This is a genomic window from Paenibacillus sp. FSL H7-0943 (assembly GCF_037963265.1).
Classification (GTDB): Bacteria; Bacillota; Bacilli; order Paenibacillales; family Paenibacillaceae; genus Paenibacillus_AQ; species Paenibacillus_AQ odorifer.
Genome location: NZ_CP150148.1, coordinates 2,938,678 through 2,962,917 on the forward strand (window position 1 = coordinate 2,938,678; position 24,240 = coordinate 2,962,917).

Genomic DNA, 24,240 nt, shown 5'->3' on the forward strand with positions numbered 1-24,240 from the left:
TTTGACTCGTGAGTTTTAAGAAGTCTAGCTTCGAGTAGGTACAAAGGATTTGATCCACGTTCCGAAACTGCCAGGGTTACGGCTCTGAACGAGAATTACACCTTCTCCACGGAAGCGGCAGACAAGTGCTTCACCACTGGTTATGCTGTTAAGCCAGCCAGAGGCTGCCTTTTCCACCTTGTAGTCCATATAGTCTGGCCATGCTACGAGGTGTCCGTTATCGATAATCATTTCTTCACCAGGTCCTAAATTTATTGCATGGATAGCACCGAAGGAAGACAGGAACACCGTTCCTCTGCCACTGATTTCTACAATGAAGAAGCCTTCACCGGAGAAGAGCCCTCTGGTTAAATTCTGCATTTTGGTATTTACTTGAATGCCTTCAGTTCCGGCGAGAAATCCGTCTTTTTGAACTAACAGTTTATACGATCCGTCTAATTCTATCGCCTGAATATCGCCGAGTGAGCCAGGTGACAGCAATACCTCACTTTGACCACGGGTCGCTCTAAGTTCTTGAAAGAAGAATTTCTCACCGCTCAGCATTCTCCCGAGACCGCGCATTAAACCACCATCCACGGTTCCTTTTAATTCTACGTTAGGCGACATCGCGACCATTGCGCCCATTTCAGCCTTTACGCTTTCACCGGGATTTAGTTGGACCTTTAACATAGCAAAAGCACCTTCATACAAAACCTGGTAATTCATCCTTTAAACCTCCGCATCTATTTAGATAAGATAGAATACTAGCTTTGCTCTAAGTGTAACGGAATTCTTGCTTCGCTCATAGTCTGGAATATGTTAAAATGAAGTTGTCTTATAGATGTAAGATCAATAATCATTCACCCATGAATAGGAGAGTGGTGTCACATGGCACGAACCAAGACACAAAAAGCCTTGCGTAAGGCAGAGCGCTCCGGAGCCTGGTGCGCAGCACAGAGTCGTAGATTGAATAGTGATTATGGAGCCATTTCACAGCATGTACGATTAACACCAAGCAAGCAGGAACAATTGAATAAGAATAGATATAAGGGGCAGATCTTCCAAGATGATGCTCCTTTTTTATTGGCTATTTGATAAGAGAACATCGCTCAGCGTATAGTAATTGAAGAAATAATATATAGGAGATGTATCCCTGATGAAACAAAATAAATATGACGATTCGAATTTCTTCTCCGCCTACCAGCAAATGCCCCGTTCTATTGGAGGGCTTGCAGCAGCAGGAGAATGGCATGTATTAAAGGCGCTTCTTCCAGACTTACATAATAAAAGTGTGCTTGATCTGGGCTGCGGCTTTGGCTGGCATTGCCTATATGCCCGTGAGCAGCAGGCGAGTTCAGTTATAGGTGTGGATATCTCTGAAAAAATGCTGCAACAGGCGCGTGAAAAAACGAACGATCCTGCTATAACTTATATCCAGCTGCCGATTGAGGACATTGATTTTGCGAGCGAGCAATTTGATGTGGTTCTCAGTTCATTGGCTTTCCACTATATTGAATCTTTTGCAGCCATCTGCCGAAAGGTGCATTCGTTTCTTAAGCCTGGCGGGAGTTTTATTTTTTCAGTGGAGCATCCAATCTTTACTTCACGTGAAGAGCAAGACTGGTATGCCGATGAACAAGGAAACCGCCTGCATTGGCCCGTAGATCATTATCAATCAGAAGGACTTCGTGAAACGAAATTCTTAACAGAAAATGTGATTAAATACCATCGCACGATTTCCACCTATTTCAATGACCTGATTGAAGCTGGCTTTACTATTAAAGCGGTTAAAGAACCAAAGCCTTCAGCAGAAATGAGTAATGATCCATGGATGAAGGATGAGGAGCGTAGACCGATGTTCCTGATCATTTCGGCTGTAAAAGAGTAATCTCATGCTCACGAGTTATGTTCGAATATAGAAGCGGGGGTTGTCCTAGAAGTAGCTTTTTCTACTAAGGGACAACCCTTTTGCAATGAAACGGGGTTTCTTTATTTACACCTGTTCTCTGCTGTGCACACGATATTCTCTTGGTGACATCCCGAAACGACTTCGGAAGACCCGGTGAAAATAGGTATAGTTCGCAAAACCACAAGTTTCTGCTACTTGCTCCAGCGGCATGGGACTGAAGGTTATCCGTTCTCTGGCCATTTCCAGTCGGACATCATTTACATATTTAATAATACTGGTCCCAAAGGCTTCCTTAAATAAATGAACGGCCCGCGAGACGGATATACCCACAAAACCTGCTACATCCTCCAATAGAAAGGGTAGGGTTGCGTGCTCCTCAACATATTGCTTCATTCGGTATGCCAGATAACCTTTTGGAGTAATTGCTGGCTGATCTGTAATTAGCCGGTCGATTTCCATACATAGAATTTGCAGATAGCAGGCAGATATTTCTGGAGAGAAGTCGGAAAGTCGACGGTGCTCCAGAATCAATTGGCGAAACAAGCCAAGAAAACTCTCACTAAGCGGCACACTTAGGCGAGTGGGTCTTTGTGAACGTTGCCACCATTCATCAATCCATGTTCCTCCGCAAAAGATATGATAATCTCCGCTTTCAATTCGTGGCTTGCCCACAGGGTACTCTTCTTTATCTATGATCAAATAGTAAGGATCATTTGGAGCGAATAACATAATATCCCCGCTTTCCACAGGTGACATCACACCATCGATCAATGCACGGCTTCTTCCTTCCGTTTGCAGACGTATAAGAAAGTTCTGGTTCCCTTGACTTTGAGACATATGAAAAGGCTTGCGATGAAAAGAAAATCCGGCTGATAATACGTGACAGGTAGCAGAATGTGTCATAGGTCCTCCTGGGTGTATTGAAATGATAAGCAGATTGTTCATGTTTTAATCATATTATTCATTTTAATATATACGCTTTCATATTACTATGTAGCTAAGCAATAAAGAAAGAAATCGACCATCAACGCTAGAAACAGTCGGTATTAGCTGTGCTTACAAGAATGACAGTTTAAGGAAACTAATGTGAATCAGATTAGTCAATTCTGTTACAGCATTATTGTTCAAGTGATTGTCACTACAGAAAGCTAACTTTAAATCCAATTGGAGTGATTCGAAAATGCTGAAGATAGGCCTGCAATTGTATACGCTCAGAGAAGAACTGGAACAGGATTTTGAAGGGACACTGCGTAAAGTAGCAGCCCTTGGTTATAAAGGTGTGGAGTTTTTCCATTACTTCGGCCGTAGCGCAGCAGAAGTCAAACAATTGCTTGATGAACTTGGACTAGTAGCGCTGGGCGCACACCGTCCCTATGACGCGTTGTTGAATGATACAGAGGCAGAGATCGCGTACAACCTGGAGATTGGAAATCATCATCTAATTGTGCCGTATCTGTCAGAAGAACAACGTAACTATGAAGAAGTTGCTGCGAATCTGAAGATTATTGGAGAAAAGTGTAAGGCGCGTGGAGCGGTTCTTTTGTACCATAATCATGACTTTGAGTTAACTGATCGATATGGTGACCGTACAGCGTTTGACGGTTTATTTGAAGAGGTGCCAGCTGATTTGCTGCAAGTTGAAATGGATACATGCTGGGTACATCATGCAGGTTATGATGCCGTAGAATATATCAACAAATACGCTGGCCGGTTGCCAATCATCCATCTTAAAGATTTGAAGAAACATGAGGATGGTTCACCGGAAACGGTTGTTCTAGGCGAAGGAGAAGTAAACCTTACAGCAATTCTTGATGCGGCTGTACAGGCAAAGGTAGAGTGGGCGGTAGTGGAGCAGGATTATTGCAGCCGTTCACCATTAGGAAGTGTAGAAGATAGTTTGAAATGGGTAAAAGCATACGCTAATCAAGGGGGAAATGTTCATGTCTAAAAAGTTGAGAATTGCTATTGTCGGTTGCGGTGGAATTGCTAATGGAAAACATATGCCAAGTTTGTCACGTCAAGCAGATGCTGAAATGGTAGCCTTCTGTGATATCGTCGAAGAACGTGCACAGGAAGCAGCAAAAACCTATGGTGCTGAAGGCGCGGCTGTATATACAGATTATCAAGAGCTTTTGAAAGCCGGAGGATTCGATATCGTGCATGTATGTACACCGAATGACAGTCACTCCGTGATCACAATCGCAGCATTGGAAGCTGGCAATCATGTAATGTGTGAGAAGCCAATGGCGAAGACTACAGCTCAAGCACAGGAAATGTTAGAGGCTGCCAAACGCACTGGCATGAAATTGTCTGTAGCTTATCAGAACCGTTATCGTGCGGATAGTGAATATCTTAAAGACGTTTGTGAAAACGGTGAGCTTGGTGAGATCTATTATGCAAAAGCGATTGCCGTTCGTCGTCGTGCGGTTCCTACATGGGGTGTATTCCTGGATGAAGAAAAGCAAGGCGGCGGTCCGCTGATCGATATCGGTACGCATGCGCTTGATCTAACATTATGGATGATGGACAATTATAAACCGCGTAGTGTTATGGGCTCGACTTTCCATAAGCTCGGTAACCGTAAAAACGGCGGAAATGCCTTTGGTCCATGGGACCCTGAACAATTTAAAGTAGAAGATTCAGCATTTGGATTTATTACCATGGAAAATGGTGCTACAATTGTACTGGAATCAAGCTGGGCTCTTAATGTATCTGAATTTGGAGAAGCGAAGACGCTCCTAGCAGGTACAGAGGGTGGCGCAGATATGAAGGACGGGTTACGCTTAAATGGTGACCGTGGTGGCCGTCTATACGAGACTAAAATTGACTTGTCCGCAGGGGGAGTAGCTTTCTTTAACGGAGGACAAGAGAGTGAATCTGATCGTGAAGCTCGCTTGTGGCTTGAAGCAGTTCGGGAAGATAAAGAACCAGTAGTTAAACCTGAACAAGCCCTTGTCGTTACCCAAATTTTGGAGGCTATTTACGAATCTTCCCGTACAGGTCGTGCTGTGTATTTTGACGGAACATCAGATAACTAAACGAGAAGCAGGTGTGAAGTTCATGAGTTCAAACAGACATTCTGTAGTCATTGTTGGTTTTGGAGGAATGGGAAGTTATCACGCAGGATTGATAAAAGAGACCTCTACCTTAATCGTAGTTGGAACGTACGATGTGCTTGAAGCACGTCGTACCAATTCCAACGACGCTGGCTACAAGGCGTACCAAAGTTATGAAGAAGTATTGGCAGATTCTTCGGTCGAAATTATTCTAATTGCCACACCGAACGATGTGCACAAAGAAATTGCGATTCGTGCATTACAAGCTGGCAAACATGTCATTTGTGAGAAGCCAGTTGCTCTATCAAAGGTTGAATTTCAAGAAATACTGGCGGCGGCTGATAAAGCCGGACGTGTGTTTATGGTGCATCAGAACAGACGTTGGGATGAAGATTTTCTAACTATTAAAAAAATGTACGACGAGGAGACGATTGGATCCCTATTCCAGATCGAATCCCGCGTGCACGGAGCGAACGGAATTCCTGGAGACTGGCGTCATGTTAAGGCACAAGGCGGAGGGATGCTGCTGGATTGGGGCGTTCACTTATTGGACCAGCTATTATTCATGATTGATAGCAAAATCACCAGTGTGAGCAGTAGTCTAAGCTTTATTTTAGGAAACGATGTCGATGACGGTTTTGAAGCTATTCTGCAATTTGAGAATGGGATTAAAGCGATCGTAGAGGTTGGGACGACTAACTTTATTACTTTGCCAAGATGGTATGTGAAGGGTATCGAAGGCACTGGAATTATTGAAGACTGGTCTTTAACAGGAAGATTGGTGACCAGAAATAACGCAGGTGAAAAAATCGAACCGAAGCCGATTCGTGCAGGTGTAGGACTAACTAAAACTATGGCACCTCCATCGGAGGGGGCAACGATCACTGAGGAATTACCTCAGCCGTCGGAGTTAAGCTCTAGCTTTTATGATAATTTCGCTGCTGTCATTGAGGGTACTGCAGAACCTATCGTTAAGAACGCTGAGGTTATGCGGGTACAGAATTTGATTGAAGTTATTTTTGAAGCTGCTGAGAGTAATCAAGTGGTGAAGAATTTTGATATCTACGATAAATAATAAGTAAACTATTTCCAAGAGGAGGTGGCCTACAATGAAACTTGGAGTATTTATGGTCTTGTTTGGAGGTCGTAAGCTGGAGGATGCTCTTGATTACGTAGTATCCAAAGGGCTAAAGGCGGTAGAAATCGGTACGGGAGGCAATCCTGGCAACAGCCACTGCGACCCTAAAATGCTGCTGGAGAATGAAACAGCCTTACAAGAATTCAAACATGCCGTGGAATCTCGCGGACTTACAATCAGTGCTTTGAGCTGCCACGGTAACCCATTGCACCCGCAAAAAGAACTTGCTCAAAAGGATCATGAGGATTTCGTAAACTCGGTCAAATTGGCGCAGAAGCTAGGGGTTCCGGTTGTGAATACCTTCTCTGGATGTCCTGGAGATCATGAGGGTGCTAAATATCCGAACTGGCCTGTAGCTCCATGGCCCAATGATTATCAAGAAATTCTGGACTGGCAATGGGAGAACAAGGTTATTCCTTATTGGAAAGAATGGGGTGCCTTTGCCGCTCAGCATGATGTAAAGGTAGGTCTTGAGCTGCATGGCGGATTCTCTGTACACACACCAGGTACTCTGCTGCGGCTGAGAGAAGCAGCAGGTGAAGTGATCGGTGCGAACCTTGATCCGAGTCACATGTGGTGGCAAGGAATTGATCCTGTGCAAGCGATTCATATTTTGGGACGCCAAGGTGCAATTCATCACTTCCATGCGAAGGATACCGTTATTGATCCTGTGAATGTCAATATGCACGGATTAACTGATATGCAGTCGTATACCAAGATGCTTGACCGTGCTTGGCAGTTCCGTTCTGTCGGTTTTGGACATGATCTTAAGACTTGGGCTGACATTATTAGTGCACTTCGTTTGGTTGGGTATGACTATGTGGTTAGTATTGAGCATGAAGATGGGCTGATGTCTATTGAAGAAGGTTTCTCCAAAGCTGTAAGTAACCTTCAACAAGTATTGATTGAGGAGCCACTGACAGAAATGTGGTGGGTTTAAACGAAATGGAGAGCTTCACGAAAGTTAAATTAAATGATGAACAGCTGGATATTTTGGTGAAAGCGGTTTTCGGTTCAGAAACTGCGGTTAACCTTAGTTCAGAACTTACGGGAGGCTTTTTTAATACAGCCTATGATTTGGAACTCAGCACTGGGAAATCTGTCATTCTAAAGGTTGCCCCTGCTGTGGAGACAGATACGTTAAGTTACGAGAAGAACATTATGAGAACTGAAGTGGAAGCTCTCCGTATGGTTGCAGATAAGGGTGTTGTGCCCGTGCCTGCCGTCTACCATTATGATGAAAGTCTGCTGCTCATTCCTATTCCGTATTTCTTTATGGAGAGGTTGGAAGGCCAGCCCTACAGTGATGTAAAGGAGAGTCTTTCACTTCCGGAGAGAGACGCTATCGAAACTGAGCTGGGGCGTTACAATCGCATAATCAATGAGATACGCGGAGAACGTTTTGGCATTTTTGGAACGGATTCAGAGGAGCCAAGAGCCTCGTGGAGAGAGACCTTTTCATGCCTGATGGGAAGTGTACTTGCTGATGCCAAGAGGCTGAATGCACAGCTCCCTGCGTCCAGTGAAGAGATAATGCAGGAGGTTTCCAAGTATCTCCCTGCATTAGATGCTGTAACCGAGCCACGACTGGTGCATTGGGATTTATGGAATGGGAATGTATTTGTGAAGGATGGAGTCATCGTATCGCTGATTGACTGGGAGAGAGCCCTATGGGGCGATGTGCTGATGGAGTATTATTTTAGGCATTTTGAGAATTCTGCCGGTTTCTATAAGGGGTACGGAACAACCTACGACAGTCCGAACGAGATTCAGCGGAAGAAGCTTTATGATCTTTATCTTGATCTTATTCTTACTATCGAATGTTATTCACGCAAATATGCAGACGAAGGTTATGTCCGTTGGACGCATGATAACTTGACTGAGGGTTGGAACCGTTTTAAAGGCAGCAGTGAATGAAGGTTATAGGTGTGAAAAATGACGTGCGAAAGCACGTCATTTTCCTGTAACTAATTAGATTGGAGGTTTACCATGCAGCCGTTAAAAATACCGAGAGAACATAAGCTTCAGATTACAGCTAGTATTCAAGAATATTTTGATATAGAGCTGTCCAGTGAAATTGGGCAATTAGCCAGCGAGAACCTTCTCGATTTTATGCTCAAAGAACTTTCGCCTTATATTTACAATCAAGCGTTGGCAGATGCACGAAAAATGATTGAGCAAAAGATGATTTCTCTGGAAGAGGAAATGTATGCTCTCGAACAACCCTTATCCTCAGGCAGAAGATAATCTAAAACACGATAAATTTTAGTGCAGATTTATAACAGTTACGTCTGGATCAGTATCAGCTTCGTAATCTACACCTTCAGTCTCGAATCCAAATAGCTGGAAGAATTCCTGTTTATAGCTATGCAGATCCGTTAGGTCGTAGATATTGTCTGAAGTAAGCTGGTCCCAGATTTCTATAACTTCTTGCTGGACTGCCGGAGACAATTCCCAATCATCTATACGGATACGCCCTTCTTCATCCACAGGAGTTCCTTTCGCTGCGTAGAGATGTTCAGCAAACAACCGATAGGTTTGCTCAATACAACCTTCATGAAGACCGTGCTCTTTCATGACTTTGTAAAGGGCGGAAATATAGAGGGGCACGACAGGAATCGCCGAGCTGGATTGTGTGACAAGACCTTTTGTGACCGCTACATAAGCTCTACCGTGAGTAACAGCTAACGCTTCGTTAAGTGTTCTTGCCGTAGCTTCGAGATGGTCTTTAGCAAGTCCAATCGTTCCCTGGCGATATACGGCTTGAGTAAGCTCTGATCCGATATACGAATAAGCAATAGTGGTTGCGTGATCAGCTAATACTCCGGCTTGCTGGAGTGCTTCTATCCATAACTGCCAATCATCACCGCCCATCACCCGTACGGTATCATGAACTTCCTTATCGGTCGCGGGTTCGATGGAGATTTGAGTGACTTCACCCGTATGAAAATTTACAGTTTTGTTGGTAAAGGTGTCGCCAATAGGTTTGAGAACAGAGTTATATACTTCACCTGTCTCCGGGTCTGTACGGCGCCCAGAAGCAACACTGTAGATGACCAAATCGACTTGTCCTAATTCGCTGCGGATCAGCTGAATCGTTCTTTCTTTGGTCTCTTTGGAGTAAGCATCTCCGGTAACGCTGTAGGATTGCAGGCCTGCAGACTCCGCAAGTTGTTCGAAGGCGGCGGAATTGTACCACCCAGCAGAGGCTGTACGGGCTCCATTGCTGCTGCTCGGCCGATATACGCCTACTGTGCTGGCTCCAGCCCCAAAGGCGGCTGTAACCCGTGAGGCGAGGCCGTAGCCTGTGGATGCGCCAATGACAAGCACCTTCCGGGGTCCTTGGATCGCGGGTTGTGCCTTAATATACTCAATTTGCCGCTCGACTTGACGAGCGCAGCCTTGCGGATGTGCGGTTGTACATATAAAGCCACGTGTTCTAGGTTTTATGATCATAATAATAGTTTCCTCTCTTTCATGAAAAGCAGCTAATGATACGTGTTATTTCTAATTTTAACAATTTTCATTCCAATGGAGAAGGATTGTTTATCTTTCTTATATCAAATACAATGAATCCCGGGCTTTTATGAGGTTGGATTTTTGCATTTTTACTTAACTCTGTATGGTGGTGAAGTCTTGGAAAGTCAGACTAAAACAAAATTAACGGTTGAGCAGCAGGACATCCTGGTGGGTGCTGCTTTTGGAAGCCATGTGAAAATCATTCAAAGTACGGAATTGACGGGAGGTTATTTCAACGCAGCTTATGACCTCCTATTGTCAGATGGCAGAGCTACGATCCTTAAAATATCGCCATCCGATGAGACAGACACGCTAAGTTACGAGCACGATATCATGGCTACAGAGGTTGCGGCAATGCAGCTAATGAAGTCTAAAGGAACGGTACCTGTACCTGAGGTATACGCTTATGATAACAGCAGAAATTTAATATCGAGTGACTTTTTTTTCATGGAGAAAATAATCGGCCAGCCCTATAATGAAATTAAGGAAGAGCTTAGTCCGCAGCAAAGAAGTTGTATTGAGGAAGAATTAGGTCGTTATAGCCGGATTATCAATGAGATTCAAGGGGATCATTTCGGATTATTTAATGTATCCTCGAAGATAAAGGGGACTTCTTGGCGGGAAACCTTTCAAAATTTGATTGGCAACCTCCTTGATGATGCTCGGCGCTTAGAGGCAAAGATGCCCATTCCTTTAGAAAAGATTGAGGCGGAGATCAACAGCCGTATACATGTGATGGATGTGGTCACTGAGCCACGTTTAGTTCACTGGGATCTATGGGATGGGAATGTGTTTGTGCGAGAGGGAAGCATTGTTGCCTTAATCGATTGGGAACGGGCGTTATGGGGCGATCACCTTATGGAATATTATTTTCGCTATATTGAGAATTCTGAGCATTTCTGTAGAGGTTATGGGGACAGCTTTGATAGCCCTAATGAATGTGCACGCAAAAAGCTCTACGACTTATATATCGATTTAATTTATTTCATTGAGTGTTATTCGCGTAAATACGATAGCCAAGGCCATTTCCAGTGGGCACAGGATAATCTGCTGGAAGGTTGGGAACGTTTCATGGGTTAGGACATTTTCAGCAAGATTACAACATAAGAAGGTAAGGAGGCTGAGCAGGAGAAGGGAGAGGATTCTCATGTTTGAGTGGCTAAGTGTACATATAGATATCGTAAGTTTGCTGTGGCTGTTGCCGATCCTATTTATGTTTCATGATTTTGAAGAAATATTAACGATTGAAGCATGGGGGGCAAAGTATAGAACCAGGTTAGAGGACGCAATTCCTTCGTTTATGCGCAAGACGTATCATTCGATGTTACAAATGACTACACGTAATTTTGCAATGGACGTATTATTCGTGTATATTTTTATAGTGACGGTAACTTGTATTGCAGTATTCTTTTCTAATTACTTATTGTACTTGGCAGTGCTTGCGGTATTTTTCTTACATGTATTTACTCATCTAGGACAGACGATATATTTAAAGATATATACACCAGGGGTAGTTACAGCAGTACTAGTAGTTCTTCCCTATTCTCTTTATGCGTATTATCGACTATTGAATGACAACTTGGTATCTCTTGGAGATATCGGATGGTCTCTGCTGTTAGTTCTTTTGCTGCTTCCGCCAATATTGTGGTTGTTAGTGAAGAATAGAACTCGCATTAAACAGAACTAGTACATAAGGCTGCTGCTGGCCATATCTTTTTCAGAAAAATCTTGACTAGAACCCTTAGAACTAGATAAAATAATACTTATTGCTTACAACTTGGTGAGAATCATTATCATAATTGACGAGGAAATGAGAGGGTGACAAGATGGAGCGCCTTTTAGAGGTAAAAGATCTAGCGATATCATTCAAAACACACGGTGGAGAAGTACAAGCGATCCGTGGTGTTAGCTTCCATGTAGATAAAGGTGAAACTCTAGCGATAGTTGGGGAATCCGGTTCCGGTAAAAGTGTAACTTCACAAGCGGTAATGAAGTTAGTTCCAACGCCGCCAGGAGAATATAAACGTGGACAAATTTTATTTGATGGACAAGATTTGATCGGTAAGACTGAGAAGCAAATGCAGAAGATTCGTGGTAAAGAGATCGGTATGATTTTTCAGGATCCGATGACTTCCTTGAACCCGATGATGAAGGTCGGCAGACAAATTACTGAAGTACTGCACAAACATGAGAAAATCTCCAAAGAAGCTGCCAATAAACGTGGGGTTGAACTGCTTACGCTAGTAGGTATTCCTTCACCAGAGCGCCGCTTCAATCAATATCCGCATGAGTTCAGTGGCGGTATGCGTCAACGTGTCGTTATCGCAATGGCACTTGCAGCAAACCCTAAGCTTCTGATTGCGGATGAGCCAACTACAGCGCTCGACGTTACCATTCAGGCACAGATTCTTGACCTGATGAAGGAATTGCAGAAGAAGATTGATACGGCGATTATTTTTATCACCCATGATCTTGGTGTTGTAGCAAGAATGGCGGATCGTGTAGCGGTAATGTATGCCGGACAAATTGTTGAAATGGGAACTGCAGAAGAGATCTTCTACGATCCAAGACATCCTTACACTTGGGGATTGCTTGCATCCATGCCAAGTTTAGAGAGCAAAGGTTCTTTGCTTACCGCGATTCCTGGTACCCCTCCAGATTTGATCAAACCGCCTAAGGGTGATGCCTTCGCACTTCGCAGCACCTATGCGATGCAAATCGATATGGAGAAAGAGCCTCCAATGTATAAGGTTTCGGATACCCATATGGTGAAGTCTTGGTTAATGCATCCGATGGCACCTAAGGTGGAACCGCCGACAGTCGTTAAGAATAGACAACGTATACTTAAGAACGCTTATCCAGAGCCAGTTTTAGTGCAAGAAGGCGCTAAGTAAGCAACTTGTTTTAACTAAATAATAAGAGGAAACGCTAGGCCATTTAGTTGGCTTAGCGTTTTTTTTATTTTCTACAATGTTCACTATAATTTAAATAAATATGAATTAATACGAACTTAATTAAATAAAAGGGTTGACTATTTATCGTTTTCATCTCAAAATGAAAAGGCATACATAGGGGGTATAACGATGAAGAAGATAATTATTACTACTTTACTTAGTGTTTCATTATTAGCTGTAACCGCGTGCAACAACGACACGGCTAATTCTGGCAACACAAACAGCGGACCTGAGCCTGTTCAGCCTGTCTTCAAGAATGTTTCTGTACATGATCCTTCCATTATTTTGGCTGATAATAAGTACTATGTGTTTGGCTCGCATTTGGCTTCTGCTAAATCCGACGACCTGATGTCCTGGACTCAATTGTCCTCAGGAGTTGTTGATGGAAACGTACTCATCCCGAATGTCAAAGAGGAATTAAAAGAGGCCTTGACCTGGGGAAAGACGGACACTTTATGGGCACCGGATGTCATTCAATTGGCGGATGGCAAATATTATATGTATTACAACGCGTGTAAAGGTGATTCCCCATTATCAGCACTTGGTATAGCCGTGTCAGACCAGATTGAAGGTCCTTATAAGAACAAAGGGATCTTCTTAAAGTCCGGTATGGTGGGCGTAGGCGATGACGGAGAAACTTATGATGCCACACAAAAGCCGAATGTTGTAGATCCGGATGTGTTCTTTGATAAAGAAGGAAGATTGTGGATGGTGTATGGTTCTTATTCCGGTGGTATTTTTATTATGGAACTGGATACAAGCACAGGATTCCCACTGCCAGATCAAGGTTATGGCAAAAAGCTTTTAGGCGCAAATCATGCGCGGATAGAAGCTCCCTATATGCTGTACAGTCCTGAGACGGATTACTACTACCTGTTCCTATCCTACGGTGGGCTGGCTGCTGATGGCGGATATAACATCCGTGTAGCTCGCTCGAAGACACCTGATGGACCTTTTGAAGATTCTGAGGGCCAAGATATGATCGATTCACAGGGCACAGCTGGCATATTGTTTGATGATCCTGCTTATGCTCCTTACGGAGTTAAACTCATGGGGAATTTCGAATTCCTGAATAATGATGATGAGCTCCCAGTAAGTGGGGAAGGATATGTATCACCAGGACATAACTCCGCATTTTACGATGAAGAGACTGGCAAGTATTATTTGATCTTCCATACACGGTTCCCGAATCGTGGTGAAAAGCATGAGGTTAGAGTACACCAGATGTTCATGAACGCTGATGGCTGGCCGGTGGTCGCACCACACCGTTATGGTGGCGAGACCATTGATAAATATACGAAAGAGCAAATCGCAGGCGAATACAAATATGTGAATCATAATAAAGAAATTACGGCAGATATCGTGCAATCGGAGCTAATTCAATTGACGAAGAGTGGTAAAATCAAAGGCGCAGTAAAGGGCAAGTGGAAGCTTATCGACGATCATACTGCAGAATTAACGATAGGTGGTTCTACTTATAAGGGTGTGTTCCTGAAAGAGTGGAATGAAGCTACAGCCAGTAATGTTATGACGTTCACCGCGGTTTCTAATGAAGGGATCTCTATCTGGGGAAGTCATGTATCACCTTCGGAATAAGATAGTTTAAAAGGATTAACAGCAGAAGGGGTTTCAACTAGTCATGTGTTATGGCTAAGTTGAAACCCCTTTTATAATGTAAGATTAGTCTACGAACTTTCGGATCACAATAACAGCATTATGGCCGCCGAAGCCAAATGAATTGGAGATGCCTATTTCGAGATTAGCTTTTCGTGCATTGTTAGGTACGTAATCCAAATCACAGATGGAATCAGGCGTGTCCTGATTGATGGTAGGAGGAATGATCCCTTCTTGGATACTCTTAACTAAAGCGATGGCTTCTAAGCCGCCAGCGGCCCCTAAAGCATGTCCAGTCATGGACTTATTAGCGGTTACGGGGATGTGGTAGGCATGCTCGCCAAATAATTTTTTAATCGCTAGGGTTTCAGAATGGTCTCCTACTACTGTACTTGTCGCATGCGCACTGATTACATCTACGTTGTGGGGCTGGAGATTAGCTTCATTTAGCGCTAACTTCATAGCTTGATAGGCACCAATTCCCTCTGGATGAGTGGCAACCATATGATAAGCATCAGAGCTAGCACCATACCCGATCACTTCGCCGTGAATCTTGGCGTTTCTACGCTGAGCATGGGAGAGTGACTCAAGAATGACTATGCCGCCACCTTCACCGATTACAAAGCCATCCCGTCCTCCATCGAAAGGGCGGCTCGCTTTAGTAGGCTCTTCATTTCGTGTAGATAAAGAGGTGGCATTCCCGAAGCTGGCCAGCGAGATTCCAGTAATAGCAGCCTCAGAACCCCCGGCTATAACGATGTCCGCACCGCCATAACGAATTAAACGGAAGGCCTCGCCAATTGCAGTATTTCCAATAGAACAAGCTGTTACTGGAGACATGGTCGGGCCGAGAGCCCCAAATTTAATGCTGATCATCGCCGCAGCCATATTGGAGATCATCATGGGAATTAAGGTAGGGCTGACTCGATCAGGTCCACGATCTTTGAGGACCGTACCTTGATCCATCAAGGTCTGAATTCCTCCAACGCCAGATCCTACATAAACGCCAAGTCTCTCCTTGTCAATCTTATCAAGCTGGAGGCCAGAATGTTTCCAAGCCTCTTCAGTAGCTGCGAGGGCAAACTGACTGAACCTGTCCATTCGGCGTGCCTCTTTACGGCCAAATCTGCCCTCTGCATCGAAATCACGTACTTCGCCAGCAATCTTTGTCTTAAAACCTGTTGTATCAAATGAAGAGATCGGGGATATACCCGATTCACCAGAAATTAGCCGATCCCAAAATTGCCCGATTGTATTTCCAAGTGGTGAGATTAAGCCCATGCCTGTAATCACTACGCGTTCCATAATGAACCTCCTCAGCTAGTGTATACTAGTATTTTTCCACTTTATTTATCCTATTACAAGTTATCGTTTATCCTAGTATAATTTGTACTATACTAAAGGAACAGGAATCCCAAAGTGGAGGTAGCTTATGGCTAATCAAACAAGATTACAAGCATTATCCGATTTTTTGAAAGCACGTCGTGCGGCAATTTCACCAAGCTCTGTAGGCTTGCCAGAAGGCACACGCAGAAGAACGCCAGGACTCCGCAGGGAAGAGGTTGCACAGCTTGCAGGGGTAAGCAGTACCTGGTATACGTGGCTTGAACAAGGCAGAGATATAAAAGTCTCGTCATCTGTTTTGGACTGTATTGCCACTGCACTTAGGCTGACTAAAGATGAGCGGAAGTATCTTTTTGCACTGGCTTTAGAAACTGGAACCGGCACCACACCCTATCCGCAAGATGAATCTTCTGTAATTAGTCCTTCGCTGCAGAAAATTTTACAGGAACTTAAATATTGTCCTACGATAATCTCTGATAGACGTTGCGGAATCGTCGGTTGGAATGAAGCTGCCGCCCATGTTTTTCTTGATTTCTCAAAGCTGCCCATCGAAGAGCGGAATATGATCCGATTGTTATTTGTTCGTAAGGAGTTTAGGCGCTTAGCAGTGAATTGGGAACAATTCGTCAGCGGATATCTTTCTATCTTCAGAGCGTATTACGGACAGTATGTAGAGGATCATTGGTATGATGAATTTATAGAGGAATTGAAAGAATTGCATCCGGCTTTTAATGAGATGTGGGAGAAAAGTAGGGTTAGCTCGGCCCCGGATGTGTTACTAGAATTCAGACATGGCAAGGCGGGGAAAATGTTATTTCATCTAACCTCTTTGCAGGTTCATGGCAGTGCAGATTTACGCTGCAGCATCTATACTCCTGCGGGAGATTCGAATACTGAAACCAAGCTAAAGCAGCTTATGGAGCAGCACACAATAGAAGGATTAAGCTAGATTCACATAGAGAAGCATCCCTAGCTGTACTTCCAGCTAGAGATGCTTAATGCTACACTATTAGAAATCTGATGTTGAAATTTCAATAGTTCCGAATGTGGTGCCAGCAGGAGTACTTAAGAGTGCAGCTACCAAAAGGGCATGAACTGCAAGCGTAAGGCTATTGAATGCTGGAATCGTGTATGTGATAACTGGAGCATTCACACGAGTGATTACTAAATCTACTGGGAAGTTGGAGTTATTGTTCACTGTAACAGCAGCGTTAATTCCACCTGCAAGGTTTTCATAATAAGATTTACCAATGACAGGGGCTAAATTGAAATATTGAAGCGGTAATACGATGGCCATAGTAACGACCTCCTTTTCGTTTGATAGGATATTCTATGTTGAAAATCTATTAATGCTAGAGCGAATGCCATGGTGAATTAGCACTTTTTAATAGAAAAAACCGGGGATGTCCAATAGCCACTTAGATAGCGGCTGGGACATCCCCGGTTTATTTTCGTACGCTTATTCCGTTTTTTTACGATAAATCAGATACAGTATCAATCCGAATAGCATGCCGACAAACGACATTGCGGAGATCGTTAAGTAAAGAGCTTTACCCCCAAAGGCATCATATAATGCCCCACCAGCATAAGAAGCCAGGATACCTGATACACCGAAGAATAATAGTGCAAGGACGGTTTGCCCTGTAGCACGCCATTCCTCGGGTACAATGCTGTACAGGTATTGAATAGCAGCCGAGTAGAACACAGGGAAGGTAAGAATTTGCAGAATCTGCAAATACGCTAACAAGTGTGGATCAATGATCCAAGCTGAAATCAAGAAACGAAGGAAATAGAAGGCTCCGGAAATCGATATGATGATCAGTTCTTTTCCTTTTCGCAACCACCAGAAGCTTAATGCAAAGACAATGATTTCACTTATTGCCGCGAGGAAAAATGATTGGCCTACCAATTGAGGACTGCCACCAAGCTCACGAATATAAACTCCAATAAATGTATCGTTCATTCGTGCGGGTACAGAGCTAATAAATATGAGCACCAGAAACATTAATGTCTTTTTGTTGCCAAAAAAGTGCTTGAGGCTATCCAGCGTGACCGGCTTACCTGTGACGGGGGCATCTGGCATGTTCCAGCTTACTATAAAGCTTATAAGGCAAATGGCAACAAACAGAAGAGCTATTCCATGAGAGCCGAAAAAACCAAGTACATAGCCAGTAATCAGAGCCATTACACCATAACCTAGCGCACCATATGTTCGGATAGAACCATAGCTAATTCCAGCCGCCTCAGAGACTCGGAAATTCAAACTTTCTGTCAGCGGATCAATAGGCATCAAGAAGAAATACAGCAGCATAGCAAAAAGAATGAGAACAACGTAACTGCTGGAATCGAACAAAAAGTATCCGGTTACCGCTGAGCATAACAGCAGAGCTAACAGCACTTTGCGGATGGTTTTGGTTTTATCACTGATCATCCCCCATAAAGGCTGGGCAACGATGGTAACAAAACCACCAGTTCCAATAATGAAGCCGATTTGCGATGGGCTTAGACCTTGTTCACTTAGATAGACTGGCAGAAAGGGAATAAACATGGCTAGTAGAGCAAAATACAAAAAGTTAAACCCTCGTAAAAGATTTGGTGCATTCATAAGTTTTTTTACCTCACGTGTTAGAAAATTTGTATAGAGTCAATTTTGCTATTGTATCATGGATAATAAATGATTAGGATATAAATCTATTCGCGGAACTGCTCAAGATGACCCTAACCCTCTATAAATTTCTGGCCGTAATATGATAAACTGGTTACTATCAAAGCAAAATGCAAGGAGAAACGTTAATGATAAAGTTGGTATCATGGAATGTGAATGGTCTTCGGGCCTGTGTGAAAAAAGGGTTTGATGATTATTTTAAGGAAGTAGAAGCAGATATTTTCTGTGTTCAGGAGACGAAGCTGCAAGAAGGGCAGATTGTTCTGGAACAGGGTGAAGAATACTATCAATATTGGAATTATGCAGTGAAAAAAGGGTATTCAGGCACAGCTATATTTACCAAAATCAAGCCGATCTCTGCGAGATACGGAATGGAAGAGGATGAGGAAGCGGAAGGCCGGATTATTACGCTGGAGTTCGAACAATTCTATCTAGTGAATGTGTATACACCAAATGCCAAACGAGATCTGGCTAGATTGGATTACAGAATGGAATGGGAGGATCGCTTCCGCAATTACCTTCTGGAACTGGACAAGCTAAAACCAGTCGTTGTATGCGGCGATATGAACGTAGCCCATCAGGATATTGATATTAAAAATGCTAAAGCTAACCGCGGAAACTCTGGCTTTACCGATGAAGAAAGAGGGAAAATGAGTACGCTGCTGGAGTCCGGCTTCATAGATACCTTTAGATATTTTCATCCAGAACTTGAAGGCGTTTATTCATGGTGGTCTTATATGCCGAAGGTGAGAGAACGGAATGTAGGCTGGCGGATTGATTATTTCCTAGCTTCTTCTAGACTTGCACCTAATCTGCTCGATGCCCAAATTGATTGCCACATTATGGGGAGCGATCATTGCCCGGTCATCCTCAAGCTTGCTGATTTCACAGGCTAGAATCGAATATTCAAAAGGCCGCTAAGTCTCTTTAAAGGACGAAGCGGCCTTTTTTATTCATTAAGAATTATAGTCTGCCAATGATCTCAGGGAATTCAGTCGGTCCCATATTCACATTAAACTTTTGTTTAAGAATTAGCTGATTCTCTAGTAAGATTATTTCAAGAGTTATGCAAAAAGGCATTTCAATAAACAATAAAGTGAGCTGTAGCTGATCATCAGCAACCCAAGTAAAGCTGGACATGATTCGGTTCAAGGAAGCATCAATGACCTGTGCGAAGCTTTCGAGCCATTCCCCTCGACCAAGACGGATCACAGACTCCTCTCCAATCTTGGATTGGAAAGTAACTGCAGCTTCGTTGTTATTGAAAGAGATAGAGAAGCTGTCCAAGGCAAATTGGTTGTCATCAAGCTTATAGGTTAAGCCGTTTATTCTTTCTTCTTGTGATGAAGAGGGCTGCAGTTGTGGCGGTTGGATAGATAAATTCTTTAATTGTTCGACCAAGTGGACAGAAGCAGCCGGCTCTAATGGCATGGGAGCTTGCTTCATCGCGGGAAGCAGATGTTCCCACACAGCATTCAACATTCCTTGTATACTGTCTGATGCAGCGGTAGTAATAATTACGGCATCTTGCTCCGGAAGCACGATACAGAGTTGACCGAAGGCGCCATCTGCCCGGTAGGCACCGTGCTGGCATTGCCAGAACTGATACCCATATCCCATTGCCCAGTCATGATCACCTTCGCCATTGGAAATATGTTTGGAAGTAGCCTCATTAATCCACTTTTCAGGCAGTACCCGTTGATTATTCCAGATTCCTTTTTGTAAGTATAGCTGGCCGAATTTAGCGATATCCTCGGTTGTAATGTTTAAGCCAAATCCCCCTGTGTTAATTCCACGTGGACAAGACTCCCACGTAGCACCGTGAATGCCCAGAGGAACGAAGAGGCGCGGTTCTAAATATTCTAGCAGTGTTTGGCCAGTAACCCGTTGAAGGATCGCGGCCAGCATGTAAGTAGCACCGGTATTATATAGGAAATGTGTACCCGGTTGTTTCTCGACGGGGACGGAGAAGAAAGCTTTCACCCAATTCCCGTCGGCACTTTTGCGAAGGGTGTCCATAGTATCCACGACATGCCCGGTACCCATCATCAATAGATGTCTGATTGTCATATTGGATAGATTCTCCGTGATAATCGAAGGAGCCTCTTCAGGGAAAAAGGAGAGGACAGAATCATCGAGGGTGACAAGTTTCTCAGTAACAGCTAACCCGATTGCGGTTGAGGTGAAGCTTTTGCTAAGGGAAAATAACATATGCGGAAGAACGGACCTGTAAGGAGCCCACCAGCCTTCAGAGACCACATAACCATGTCGTAGTAGCATAAAGCTGTGCAGGCCTAAATTTTGTTCCTCTACTGCACTAATAAAGCGGGATATTGCGGTTGATGAAATCCCCTGTTTTTCTGGAAGACTTCTAGATAACTGCAAGCTGCTTGTAGTTTCCATACGCTCATCTCCTAAATTTTGAGAATGCTCACCTCCTAATTCTATAATAATTTCCAATGTAAAAATACCATTTAAATAATAACTAGTTTAGCTTTCTACAGGGCTGTTGCTGGATACATCAGATTGGAGCCGTTTCTCTGGCCAAGAAATAACATGAGAAGTTCGACTTAGTTTCTCATATATTAGCTGAGTTTCTTTTTTGAATATACTAATGACTAAATGAATAAAGAAAGCCAAGTCTATCAATAGAACAAACAGATGAATAAGCATATTCCATACGGAGGAAAGATGCCCTAGAAGGGCGGAATCAAGCAAAAGAGCGTGAATCCCAAGCAGCACCCAATATAGCAGGCCATATCTGATCATCAGAGCCCAGAAAAAAGCATGATTCCCGCTGCTCTTCACCCGAATCCGCACCATCCATTTCCCTAAGGTCCGTCCGCCCGTGAGAGCCGGAACAAGCATGAAGTAAATACCAGTTACAATCCAGAAGGCAGCTTTTATATCGAATCCGAAGAGTACCCCAAACCCGATGCTCCACACCATACTATCGATTAGAAAAGCTATTCCTCTGCGGGTATAGGAGACTCTTTTGGCAGAGCGGTCAATGTTTGTATCCAGTTGTTCTATACGTGGCAATAGCCCGGAGATCCAAATGGAAATTCGAAATCCAAAAATCCCTCCGATTGTGTTGGTAATGAGATCATCGACATCAAAAAGACGGTAAGGATGATCGAAGAAACCATAAATTCCTGTAATCTGCGTGATCTCAAAGGACAAGGAAAAGGCAAAGGATAGTAGAATGCACACGACCCAGCGTGTACGAAAATAATAGCCCAAAAACATTCCAAACGGTACGGTCAATGCAACGTTAAAAATGACCTGTAAAAATGCAGGCTCACGCAGTAATGACCAGTAGGTCGAGATTTGATCAGGGATGATTGACGATCCATCCACAATATCCTGAATAAACTGAAGGGGAATGAATTGGACGATACTCCCAGAAGGTGCTGCATTGTGCCGGGAGGATGGAAAAGGAAGCAAGACAAGAAAATAAGCGTTCATCAGATAGAGCAGCAGCAGATATAGGATTAAAGCTCTAAGCTTATGTATATAGCCATGTCTGCGGTATTGTACGATAAGAAAAGGTAGTGTGAAGACCAGCGCTGCTATTGGAAACATCATGAACGCATACGAAATTGGAAAAAAGTACGAATGAAACATAAGTCACCTGCCGTGGAATTGTTTTTATAAGAAATTTGACTCTACTTGGAAATAAGCTATCCCCGGCTCATTATAAGTTTTTATGATAGGGAACTCAACTAATTTATCGAACGTTTCCGGCATACATATGTCTATGAAGGAGCGTGAAGTGGATGGAGAAAAAGGTTCAGCAGTATTATCGGCTCAAGCAAAAGCAAAAGGATATTGAAAAAGAATTGGCCGAGCTTCGTCAGGATATTTTAAATTATTGTAGTCAGCAGGAAACTAACGAGACTGAAATTGGCAGCTATAAAGTGAAGCTGGTCGTGCAAAACCGCAAAGAATATGATGATGCAAAGTTATATGAGACCTTATCAGACCCCGAAGTGTGGCGTTTGCTCTCCAAATCAGATCCGGCAAAGGTGGCAAGCTTGACCAAGTTGAATGTAATTTCAGAGGATAAAATCATGCATACTTATGCTTTGAAGACAGTGACACTGTTACAGGTGGATAAAAAATAGGGATTGAAGTGAGCGGTTCCTCGTGGGAGCCGCTTAATTTGGCTCATAACTGTCCAAATTAAGGAAATATGTTACAGTATTAGGGTGGAAGGGAGGTTGAATAGTGAAAAAAATAATCATCGGAGGCGTCATGGGCTTAACGATTTTACTTTTTTTCTTCTTTATTTTGCGGCATAATAATCAATCACTTGAGGTGAAACCGGATGTTATGTTCCCAACAGCGGAATACAGGGTGACTGATAGTAGTGCTCCAGGATTACCTATGCTTATAACTGCTGAAGGGGCGGATGTTATTAAGATACAGGCTACATCCGGCAATTTATTGTTATGGACTCCCCCTGACTACAAGGTGCATAACAAAGGTCTTGAGCTGAAAATCAAATCTGGAGATCAAATTTATTGGAGTCCAATGGATGGGGGGAATAAGCAAATAGATGAACCTCAGGATACCAAGATCACAGTGATTGCTTACCATAATGATAAGCAGATCGGAACGTCCAATGTAGAGATTCATAAGAATGATCTAGGTGTCTATACAGGTGAAATACCTGAAGTGAAGTAGCTGAGAATCTAAATCGAATCGCAACTATCCTCGTTTTGCGTTAAAATAAGAAGTGAAGCTGACCGAGTCCTTATAGCAACCCTAGAGATGGAGGAAGAGAATTCATGAAAGATTTTGAAGTAATGCTGGAGAAATATGCGAACCTAGTTGTAAAAGTTGGAGTAAATGTACAGCCTGGACAAGTCCTTATGGTACATGCACCGATAGAAACCGCAGAACTTACTCGCTTGATTGTAGCGAAAGCCTATGAAGCGGGAGCTAAATATGTAATTGTTGACTGGGACGATGAAGCAACTACACGGATCCGTTATGAAAAAGCCCCAGAGGATTCTTTCGATTACTATCCACAGTGGCAGGCTGAGATGATGGAGAAATTCGCGGAAGAGAATGGTGCCATCTTACATATTAAAGTACCTGATCCTGAACTGTTTAATGGCATTGATTCTTCTAAGGTATCTAGAGCAGTCAAAGCAGCGGCTGTTGCTCGCAAGAACTACTCCAAATATACTCGGAACAGCAAAATCAGCTGGTCTCTGGTCAAAGCGCCAACACGTGCTTGGGCGAACAAGGTTTTTGCCGATCTTCCTGAAGAAGAGCGGGTAGAGGCGATGTGGGAAGCTGTATTCCAGATGAATCGTGTGGGAAGCAATGATCCGGTAGCTGCTTGGAGAGAGCATATTGGTCAGTTGAAAGAAAGTCAGGACAGAATGAACGCTAAACGTTATAAAAGCTTGCATTACCGTGCTCCGGGAACGGATCTGCATGTAGAGCTTCCGGAAGGCCATTTATGGCGCGGGGGTGGCGGTGAGAATGATAAAGGCGTATATTTTGTAGCTAATATGCCAACGGAAGAGATTTATTCCATGCCCCATCGGACTGGCGTTAATGGCACAGTTAGAAGCACGCTCCCTCTTAATTTGAATGGACGGTTAGTTGAAGGACTTTCATTCACTTTTGAAAAAGGGAAAGTCGTAGCTTATGAAGCTGAATCCGGACGCGAACATTTAACCTCACTGCTGGCAACGGATGAAGGTGCATCTTATCTAGGAGAGGTAGCCTTAGTGCAGCATGATTCTCCAATCTCTCGCTTGAACCGCATTTTTTACAATACAGGGATTGATGAGAATGCCTCCTGCCATTTCGCGCTAGGAAGTGCTTATCCTGTAAATATTGAAGGCGGCACAAAGCTTACGAACGAAGAGCTTGTCGCTAGAGGAGCTAATGTCAGCTTAACTCATGTCGATTTTATGATCGGTTCAGCAGAGCTGGATATTGACGGAGAGCTGGCGGACGGCACGATTGAACCCGTATTCCGTAAGGGAAATTGGGTGTTGTAAGGAGAAGAAAAAAGCCGGATCTCTTCCAATGAGATT

Annotated in this window: 25 protein-coding genes; 17 read left to right on the forward strand and 8 right to left on the reverse strand. The window is 43.5% G+C overall.

What is annotated here, in order from left to right:
• Positions 1-24 precede the first annotated feature (24 nt).
• Positions 25-705, reverse strand: coding sequence for a TIGR00266 family protein (locus NSQ55_RS12690; RefSeq protein WP_036686316.1), 681 nt, complete (start codon positions 703-705; stop codon positions 25-27).
• A 162-nt stretch (positions 706-867) separates the two neighbouring features.
• Here NSQ55_RS12690 and NSQ55_RS12695 point away from each other — a divergent pair, with 162 nt between their 5' ends.
• Both NSQ55_RS12695 and NSQ55_RS12700 read left to right on the forward strand, forming a co-directional pair.
• Positions 868-1,074, forward strand: a complete 207-nt coding sequence (locus NSQ55_RS12695) for a hypothetical protein (RefSeq protein ID WP_076125962.1) — start codon at positions 868-870, stop codon at positions 1,072-1,074.
• Between the two features lie 61 nt (positions 1,075-1,135).
• Positions 1,136-1,867 (forward strand): class I SAM-dependent methyltransferase, encoded by a 732-nt coding sequence (locus tag NSQ55_RS12700; RefSeq protein WP_076218191.1) that lies wholly within the window; start codon positions 1,136-1,138, stop codon positions 1,865-1,867.
• 105 nt (positions 1,868-1,972) lie between these two features.
• Here NSQ55_RS12700 and NSQ55_RS12705 read toward each other — a convergent pair whose 3' ends face one another.
• Positions 1,973-2,791 carry an AraC family transcriptional regulator gene (locus NSQ55_RS12705; RefSeq protein ID WP_076125965.1) on the reverse strand — a complete coding sequence of 273 codons (819 nt, stop codon included), beginning with the start codon at positions 2,789-2,791 and terminating at the stop codon, positions 1,973-1,975.
• 277 nt (positions 2,792-3,068) lie between these two features.
• Here NSQ55_RS12705 and NSQ55_RS12710 point away from each other — a divergent pair, with 277 nt between their 5' ends.
• The 6 genes from NSQ55_RS12710 to NSQ55_RS12735 all read left to right on the forward strand — a co-directional run bounded on the left by NSQ55_RS12710 (position 3,069) and on the right by NSQ55_RS12735 (position 8,329).
• A complete protein-coding gene (locus tag NSQ55_RS12710; RefSeq protein WP_076125967.1) occupies positions 3,069-3,836 on the forward strand; it encodes a sugar phosphate isomerase/epimerase in 768 nt (255 codons plus the stop codon).
• Positions 3,829-4,926 carry a Gfo/Idh/MocA family oxidoreductase gene (locus NSQ55_RS12715; protein WP_036686323.1) on the forward strand — a complete coding sequence of 366 codons (1,098 nt, stop codon included), beginning with the start codon at positions 3,829-3,831 and terminating at the stop codon, positions 4,924-4,926. Before NSQ55_RS12710 ends, NSQ55_RS12715 begins: the two co-directional genes overlap by 8 nt.
• 22 nt (positions 4,927-4,948) lie before the next feature.
• Complete coding sequence (locus NSQ55_RS12720; RefSeq protein WP_076183486.1) at positions 4,949-6,019, forward strand: Gfo/Idh/MocA family oxidoreductase; 1,071 nt, start codon at positions 4,949-4,951, stop codon at positions 6,017-6,019.
• A 34-nt stretch (positions 6,020-6,053) separates the two neighbouring features.
• Positions 6,054-7,022 carry a sugar phosphate isomerase/epimerase gene (locus NSQ55_RS12725; RefSeq protein WP_076101695.1) on the forward strand — a complete coding sequence of 323 codons (969 nt, stop codon included), beginning with the start codon at positions 6,054-6,056 and terminating at the stop codon, positions 7,020-7,022.
• Entirely contained in the window at positions 7,010-7,999 is a 990-nt protein-coding gene (locus NSQ55_RS12730; RefSeq protein ID WP_254857018.1) for an aminoglycoside phosphotransferase family protein, read from the forward strand. The genes NSQ55_RS12725 and NSQ55_RS12730 overlap by 13 nt, the downstream gene beginning before the upstream one ends.
• 72 nt (positions 8,000-8,071) lie before the next feature.
• On the forward strand, positions 8,072-8,329 hold the full coding sequence (locus NSQ55_RS12735) for a DUF2164 domain-containing protein (protein ID WP_076183488.1): 258 nt from the start codon (positions 8,072-8,074) through the stop codon (positions 8,327-8,329).
• Positions 8,330-8,347: 18 nt separating this feature from the next.
• Here NSQ55_RS12735 and fabV read toward each other — a convergent pair whose 3' ends face one another.
• Complete coding sequence (gene fabV / locus NSQ55_RS12740; protein ID WP_076183490.1) at positions 8,348-9,538, reverse strand: enoyl-ACP reductase FabV; 1,191 nt, start codon at positions 9,536-9,538, stop codon at positions 8,348-8,350.
• A 144-nt stretch (positions 9,539-9,682) separates the two neighbouring features.
• Here fabV and NSQ55_RS12745 point away from each other — a divergent pair, with 144 nt between their 5' ends.
• The 4 genes from NSQ55_RS12745 (at position 9,683) to NSQ55_RS12760 (ending at position 14,151) form a co-directional block, all read left to right on the forward strand.
• Positions 9,683-10,681: an aminoglycoside phosphotransferase family protein gene (locus NSQ55_RS12745; RefSeq protein WP_339173697.1), complete on the forward strand. Its 999-nt coding sequence runs from the start codon at positions 9,683-9,685 to the stop codon at positions 10,679-10,681.
• A gap of 67 nt (positions 10,682-10,748) precedes the next feature.
• A complete protein-coding gene (locus tag NSQ55_RS12750; RefSeq protein WP_076125975.1) occupies positions 10,749-11,288 on the forward strand; it encodes an HXXEE domain-containing protein in 540 nt (179 codons plus the stop codon).
• 139 nt (positions 11,289-11,427) lie between these two features.
• Positions 11,428-12,495 (forward strand): ABC transporter ATP-binding protein, encoded by a 1,068-nt coding sequence (locus NSQ55_RS12755; protein ID WP_076135552.1) that lies wholly within the window; start codon positions 11,428-11,430, stop codon positions 12,493-12,495.
• Between the two features lie 189 nt (positions 12,496-12,684).
• A complete protein-coding gene (locus NSQ55_RS12760; protein WP_076183492.1) occupies positions 12,685-14,151 on the forward strand; it encodes a family 43 glycosylhydrolase in 1,467 nt (488 codons plus the stop codon).
• An 84-nt stretch (positions 14,152-14,235) separates the two neighbouring features.
• Here the strand turns inward: NSQ55_RS12760 and fabF are convergent, their stop codons facing one another.
• Positions 14,236-15,474: a beta-ketoacyl-ACP synthase II gene (fabF, locus tag NSQ55_RS12765; protein ID WP_076183494.1), complete on the reverse strand. Its 1,239-nt coding sequence runs from the start codon at positions 15,472-15,474 to the stop codon at positions 14,236-14,238.
• Positions 15,475-15,601: 127 nt separating this feature from the next.
• Here fabF and NSQ55_RS12770 point away from each other — a divergent pair, with 127 nt between their 5' ends.
• Positions 15,602-16,462 (forward strand): helix-turn-helix transcriptional regulator, encoded by an 861-nt coding sequence (locus NSQ55_RS12770; RefSeq protein WP_076183496.1) that lies wholly within the window; start codon positions 15,602-15,604, stop codon positions 16,460-16,462.
• A 60-nt stretch (positions 16,463-16,522) separates the two neighbouring features.
• Here NSQ55_RS12770 and NSQ55_RS12775 read toward each other — a convergent pair whose 3' ends face one another.
• Both NSQ55_RS12775 and NSQ55_RS12780 read right to left on the reverse strand, forming a co-directional pair.
• Complete coding sequence (locus NSQ55_RS12775) at positions 16,523-16,810, reverse strand: hypothetical protein (protein WP_076125983.1); 288 nt, start codon at positions 16,808-16,810, stop codon at positions 16,523-16,525.
• Positions 16,811-16,972: 162 nt separating this feature from the next.
• Positions 16,973-18,118 (reverse strand): MFS transporter, encoded by a 1,146-nt coding sequence (locus tag NSQ55_RS12780; protein WP_076183499.1) that lies wholly within the window; start codon positions 18,116-18,118, stop codon positions 16,973-16,975.
• A 191-nt stretch (positions 18,119-18,309) separates the two neighbouring features.
• On the opposite strand from NSQ55_RS12780, the gene NSQ55_RS12785 reads away from it, so the two are divergent.
• Positions 18,310-19,074 (forward strand): exodeoxyribonuclease III, encoded by a 765-nt coding sequence (locus tag NSQ55_RS12785; RefSeq protein WP_076126218.1) that lies wholly within the window; start codon positions 18,310-18,312, stop codon positions 19,072-19,074.
• 67 nt (positions 19,075-19,141) lie between these two features.
• Here the strand turns inward: NSQ55_RS12785 and NSQ55_RS12790 are convergent, their stop codons facing one another.
• Both NSQ55_RS12790 and NSQ55_RS12795 read right to left on the reverse strand, forming a co-directional pair.
• Positions 19,142-20,581 carry a serine hydrolase gene (locus NSQ55_RS12790; protein ID WP_339173704.1) on the reverse strand — a complete coding sequence of 480 codons (1,440 nt, stop codon included), beginning with the start codon at positions 20,579-20,581 and terminating at the stop codon, positions 19,142-19,144.
• A gap of 87 nt (positions 20,582-20,668) precedes the next feature.
• The gene (locus NSQ55_RS12795; RefSeq protein ID WP_076125988.1) at positions 20,669-21,805 is read right to left on the reverse strand and encodes a VanZ family protein; all 1,137 of its coding nucleotides are present in this window, start codon (positions 21,803-21,805) and stop codon (positions 20,669-20,671) included.
• Between the two features lie 152 nt (positions 21,806-21,957).
• Here NSQ55_RS12795 and NSQ55_RS12800 point away from each other — a divergent pair, with 152 nt between their 5' ends.
• From NSQ55_RS12800 to NSQ55_RS12810, 3 genes are all read left to right on the forward strand, one after another.
• Positions 21,958-22,305 carry a hypothetical protein gene (locus NSQ55_RS12800; RefSeq protein ID WP_076125990.1) on the forward strand — a complete coding sequence of 116 codons (348 nt, stop codon included), beginning with the start codon at positions 21,958-21,960 and terminating at the stop codon, positions 22,303-22,305.
• Between the two features lie 103 nt (positions 22,306-22,408).
• On the forward strand, positions 22,409-22,867 hold the full coding sequence (locus tag NSQ55_RS12805; protein ID WP_076219157.1) for a hypothetical protein: 459 nt from the start codon (positions 22,409-22,411) through the stop codon (positions 22,865-22,867).
• 104 nt (positions 22,868-22,971) lie between these two features.
• The gene (locus NSQ55_RS12810) at positions 22,972-24,204 is read left to right on the forward strand and encodes an aminopeptidase (RefSeq protein ID WP_076189916.1); all 1,233 of its coding nucleotides are present in this window, start codon (positions 22,972-22,974) and stop codon (positions 24,202-24,204) included.
• The last annotated feature ends 36 nt before the right edge of the window (positions 24,205-24,240 follow it).

Excerpts from the sequence above, each read along its gene's own strand:
- NSQ55_RS12735 (WP_076183488.1), top strand. The coding sequence starts at position 8,072 with ATGCAGCCGTTAAAAATACCGAGAGAACATAAGCTTCAGATTACAGCT.
- NSQ55_RS12705 (WP_076125965.1), bottom strand. The coding sequence starts at position 2,791 with ATGACACATTCTGCTACCTGTCACGTATTATCAGCCGGATTTTCTTTT.
- NSQ55_RS12750 (WP_076125975.1), top strand. The coding sequence starts at position 10,749 with ATGTTTGAGTGGCTAAGTGTACATATAGATATCGTAAGTTTGCTGTGG.
- NSQ55_RS12780 (WP_076183499.1), bottom strand. The coding sequence starts at position 18,118 with ATGAATGCACCAAATCTTTTACGAGGGTTTAACTTTTTGTATTTTGCT.
- NSQ55_RS12700 (WP_076218191.1), top strand. The coding sequence starts at position 1,136 with ATGAAACAAAATAAATATGACGATTCGAATTTCTTCTCCGCCTACCAG.
- NSQ55_RS12725 (WP_076101695.1), top strand. The coding sequence starts at position 6,054 with ATGAAACTTGGAGTATTTATGGTCTTGTTTGGAGGTCGTAAGCTGGAG.
- NSQ55_RS12800 (WP_076125990.1), top strand. The coding sequence starts at position 21,958 with ATGGAGAAAAAGGTTCAGCAGTATTATCGGCTCAAGCAAAAGCAAAAG.
- fabV (WP_076183490.1), bottom strand. The coding sequence starts at position 9,538 with ATGATCATAAAACCTAGAACACGTGGCTTTATATGTACAACCGCACAT.
- NSQ55_RS12755 (WP_076135552.1), top strand. The coding sequence starts at position 11,428 with ATGGAGCGCCTTTTAGAGGTAAAAGATCTAGCGATATCATTCAAAACA.
- NSQ55_RS12775 (WP_076125983.1), bottom strand. The coding sequence starts at position 16,810 with ATGGCCATCGTATTACCGCTTCAATATTTCAATTTAGCCCCTGTCATT.
- NSQ55_RS12760 (WP_076183492.1), top strand. The coding sequence starts at position 12,685 with ATGAAGAAGATAATTATTACTACTTTACTTAGTGTTTCATTATTAGCT.
- NSQ55_RS12695 (WP_076125962.1), top strand. The coding sequence starts at position 868 with ATGGCACGAACCAAGACACAAAAAGCCTTGCGTAAGGCAGAGCGCTCC.
- NSQ55_RS12790 (WP_339173704.1), bottom strand. The coding sequence starts at position 20,581 with ATGGAAACTACAAGCAGCTTGCAGTTATCTAGAAGTCTTCCAGAAAAA.
- NSQ55_RS12810 (WP_076189916.1), top strand. The coding sequence starts at position 22,972 with ATGAAAGATTTTGAAGTAATGCTGGAGAAATATGCGAACCTAGTTGTA.
- NSQ55_RS12690 (WP_036686316.1), bottom strand. The coding sequence starts at position 705 with ATGAATTACCAGGTTTTGTATGAAGGTGCTTTTGCTATGTTAAAGGTC.
- NSQ55_RS12710 (WP_076125967.1), top strand. The coding sequence starts at position 3,069 with ATGCTGAAGATAGGCCTGCAATTGTATACGCTCAGAGAAGAACTGGAA.
- fabF (WP_076183494.1), bottom strand. The coding sequence starts at position 15,474 with ATGGAACGCGTAGTGATTACAGGCATGGGCTTAATCTCACCACTTGGA.
- NSQ55_RS12720 (WP_076183486.1), top strand. The coding sequence starts at position 4,949 with ATGAGTTCAAACAGACATTCTGTAGTCATTGTTGGTTTTGGAGGAATG.
- NSQ55_RS12795 (WP_076125988.1), bottom strand. The coding sequence starts at position 21,805 with ATGTTTCATTCGTACTTTTTTCCAATTTCGTATGCGTTCATGATGTTT.
- NSQ55_RS12770 (WP_076183496.1), top strand. The coding sequence starts at position 15,602 with ATGGCTAATCAAACAAGATTACAAGCATTATCCGATTTTTTGAAAGCA.
- NSQ55_RS12715 (WP_036686323.1), top strand. The coding sequence starts at position 3,829 with ATGTCTAAAAAGTTGAGAATTGCTATTGTCGGTTGCGGTGGAATTGCT.